Genomic DNA, 2,771 nt, shown 5'->3' with positions numbered 1-2,771 from the left:
AGCTGCGCCGTTGTATACCGAATATTCTGCAAACTTCGATCTTCTTCATGCCCTGTTCCAGATACGCGGCTATGGCTCTTTCTCTCATGGCTTGTGGGTATGGCATGGTCAGGCTCTAGGGAAATTGATGATTGTATAGAATTTAGAGAGGATTGCTATAGGCGGCGAGGGTGATCGGGATGGCGTAGCCGCCGTGTTGGCTGGCGAGGAGGAGAAACCCGCTTGCTGCGGCGCGCCAGGCGATGTCCCATGCGTAGCGGGTAGGCAGGCGGCGCTGTGAGGGGGCGCCGTGGTAGCTGTAGGCAGCGGCGATAAGGATGAGGAGGTAGGCGAGGGCGGTGATTGGCATGGGGATGGAAAAGGCGCGTCCTGCAGGGGGATGTAAATCCGTAGGGTGGGTCTTGACCCACCGGGGAAAACGGCGGCGATGCGACGCTACGCGCTCAAGGTGTATGTAAAGCAGATAGTGGCTGCCGTCTTTAGAATTCGTAGCGGAAGGTCGCCATGATGCTGCGCGGCGCGCCGTAGGAGAGCATATTCGGCACGGTGCGGTATTCCTGGTTGAAGAGGTTGTTGGCGTGCAGGCCGATGCGCAGGTTTTTCACCGGGCGGTATTGCGCCATGAGGTCAACGGTGGTGTAGGCTTTTTGTTGGCTGGCGGCGATGCCTACTTCGCCCGGGATTTCCGGCTCGGCGTAGATTTTGCTCTGCCAGTTCAGCCCGCCGCCCACGGTCCATTGGTCATTGATGTCGTAGCTGGTAAAGGCTTTGATGAGGTGCAGCGGGACATCGGTTTTCAGGCGCTGGCCGTTTTTGCCGTCGATTTTGGTGCGGGTGTAGGAGGCGTCCATATGCCAGGCGGGCAGCGGCTCGCCGGAGACGGTCAGCTCCCAACCGCGTCCTTTGGTGTCGTCTTCGGCGCGGTAGTAGTCGCTGCCGTCCGCGTGTTCGCCCGCCTTAACGGCGAGGTTGTCCTTGCGCACTTCATAGATGGCGGCGGAGGCGTTGAGGCGGTCGTCCAGCCAGGCGCCCTTGACGCCCAGTTCGTAGGTCGCGCCTTTTTCCGGGTCAAGCGCGTTGTGGTTGATGTCTTCGTTGTCCTGCGGGCGGAAGATGGTGCTGTAGCTGGCGTAGGCGGTGAGGTTTTGGTTGAAGTCGTAGGTGAGGCCGAGGTAGGGGGTCAGCACGCCGTTTTCTTTGCGCACGCGCGGGATGTAGTCGTTGCGGAAGTCGTAGCCGGTGCGTTTCCAGTGGGTCAGGCGCGCGCCCGCGAGCAGCGCCCAGTCGTCGCTGAGGTGGATGCGGGTCGCGCCGTAGAGGGCGCTGGTTTGTTTTTTGTTGGTGCCGTAGCCGAGCTGTTCGTTTTCCGGGCGCGCCACGTTGCCGTCGCGGATGAAGCGGTAGAGGTCGGGGATGTCGCCTTCGCCGACGTAGGTGTCGTATTTGGCGTTTTTGCCGTCGCGGTAGGCGTTGTGGCTCACGCCAACCTGCATTTCGTGCTGGCGGCCAAAGAGCGGGTATTTGCCGTCGAGGTGCAGGTCGAAGCTGTGTTCTTTCGGGTGGAATTGTTCTTTGAGGGCGACAAGCGCGGTGCTGCCGTCGGCGTTGATGGTAGCGGTGCCGCCCATGCCGTAGTGGTTGTTGGATTTGCCGAAGCGGTAGCTGTAGGCGGCGCTCAGGGTTCAGTCGTCGTTGAAGTGGTGTTCGAGGCGGGTGAAGATTTCGTTTTTGCGGCGTTTGCCGTAGGACCATTGCGCGGCAAGGTTGTCGCGCGCGCCGAGCGGGGTCAGGCGGTAGCCGCTGTCTTCGTCGCCGTAGTAGGCGGTGAAGGAGCCGGTGGCGGAGTGTTTGCTCTGGATGTCGCTCCATTGCAGGCCGACGGTCGCCACCGTCTGCGGGGTGAGGTCGTATTCGAGGATGCCGTAGAGGGTTTTGCCGTCCTGGCGCGCGCGCCGCTGCCACAGTCCACCCCGGTCGTACACGGCGACCATGCGCCCGCGCAGGGTGCCGTTGTCGTTCAGGCTGCCGCCGCCGTCCAGCACGGTGCGGTAATGTTCCCACGAGCCCGCGCCCGCGTCGATGCTGAAGCGCGGTTCGGCGGTCGGGCGTTTGCGCTGCATCTGGATGTTGCCGCCCGGGTCGCCGAGGCCGTTGCGCAGGCCAGTCGAGCCGCGCACCACGCTCATGGATTCGTAGATGGCGCTGTCGGTGTTGTGCAGCGAGAGGCCGTAGCCGGAGCCGTCGCCGCTGGCGTCCAGCCCGTCAATGTTGACGTTGTCTATCGCGTAGCCGCGCGAGATGTAGTAGTGGTAGCCGTCGGCGCTGTTGCCGTATTTCTGGAAGTAGATGCCGGGGGTGTGATGGCGTCGCTGACGCTGTTGAGCTGCTGTTCTTCCATGCGCTTCTGCGTGATGACCGAGATGGATTGCGGCGTTTCGCGCAACGAGAGGTCAAGCCCTGTCGCCGAGATGCTGGCGGGGATGGTGTAGTTGGTTTCTTGCGAACGCTCGGCGCTGATGACGACGGGTTTCAGCGTTTCGTCCTGCTGCGCGATGGCCAGCGGGCTGGCGGCGGCATGGGCGACCAGGCTGGCCAGTTGGCAGCGCAGGGTTTTGGGGTGTTGCGGCATATTGGCCCCCATATAAATGTTAAGTTAATTGCTAATAAATCTTAACATTTACGCAAGCAGGCTGCTGATGCCTGAGCTGCGAGGGCGTGTTTATAGCCATCCACCCTAAATAATATACTCAATAAAAGCCCGCTCCACCGCC

Annotated in this window: 4 protein-coding genes; all 4 read right to left on the bottom strand. The window is 61.6% G+C overall.

All coding sequences use genetic code 11. From position 1 onward, the window contains the following. Positions 1-142: 142 nt before the first annotated feature. On the bottom strand, positions 143-349 hold the full coding sequence (locus Q0349_RS02525) for a hypothetical protein (protein WP_298079302.1): 207 nt from the start codon (positions 347-349) through the stop codon (positions 143-145). Between the two features lie 130 nt (positions 350-479). Continuing rightward, positions 480-1,679, bottom strand: a complete 1,200-nt coding sequence (locus Q0349_RS02520; protein ID WP_298079303.1) for a TonB-dependent receptor — start codon at positions 1,677-1,679, stop codon at positions 480-482. Positions 1,680-1,682: 3 nt separating this feature from the next. After that, entirely contained in the window at positions 1,683-2,186 is a 504-nt protein-coding gene (locus tag Q0349_RS02515; RefSeq protein ID WP_298079300.1) for a hypothetical protein, read from the bottom strand. Between the two features lie 92 nt (positions 2,187-2,278). Beyond that, positions 2,279-2,629 (bottom strand): hypothetical protein, encoded by a 351-nt coding sequence (locus Q0349_RS02510; protein ID WP_298079298.1) that lies wholly within the window; start codon positions 2,627-2,629, stop codon positions 2,279-2,281. Positions 2,630-2,771 lie beyond the last annotated feature (142 nt).

This window comes from uncultured Cardiobacterium sp., from assembly GCF_938028185.1.
Taxonomy (GTDB): domain Bacteria; phylum Pseudomonadota; class Gammaproteobacteria; order Cardiobacteriales; family Cardiobacteriaceae; genus Cardiobacterium.
The sequence above is the reverse complement of the archived record's forward strand: the minus strand, read 5'-3'. Positions and strand labels throughout refer to the sequence as shown.

Excerpts from the sequence above, each read along its gene's own strand:
- Q0349_RS02525 (WP_298079302.1), bottom strand. The coding sequence starts at position 349 with ATGCCAATCACCGCCCTCGCCTACCTCCTCATCCTTATCGCCGCTGCC.
- Q0349_RS02515 (WP_298079300.1), bottom strand. The coding sequence starts at position 2,186 with ATGAGCGTGGTGCGCGGCTCGACTGGCCTGCGCAACGGCCTCGGCGAC.
- Q0349_RS02510 (WP_298079298.1), bottom strand. The coding sequence starts at position 2,629 with ATGCCGCAACACCCCAAAACCCTGCGCTGCCAACTGGCCAGCCTGGTC.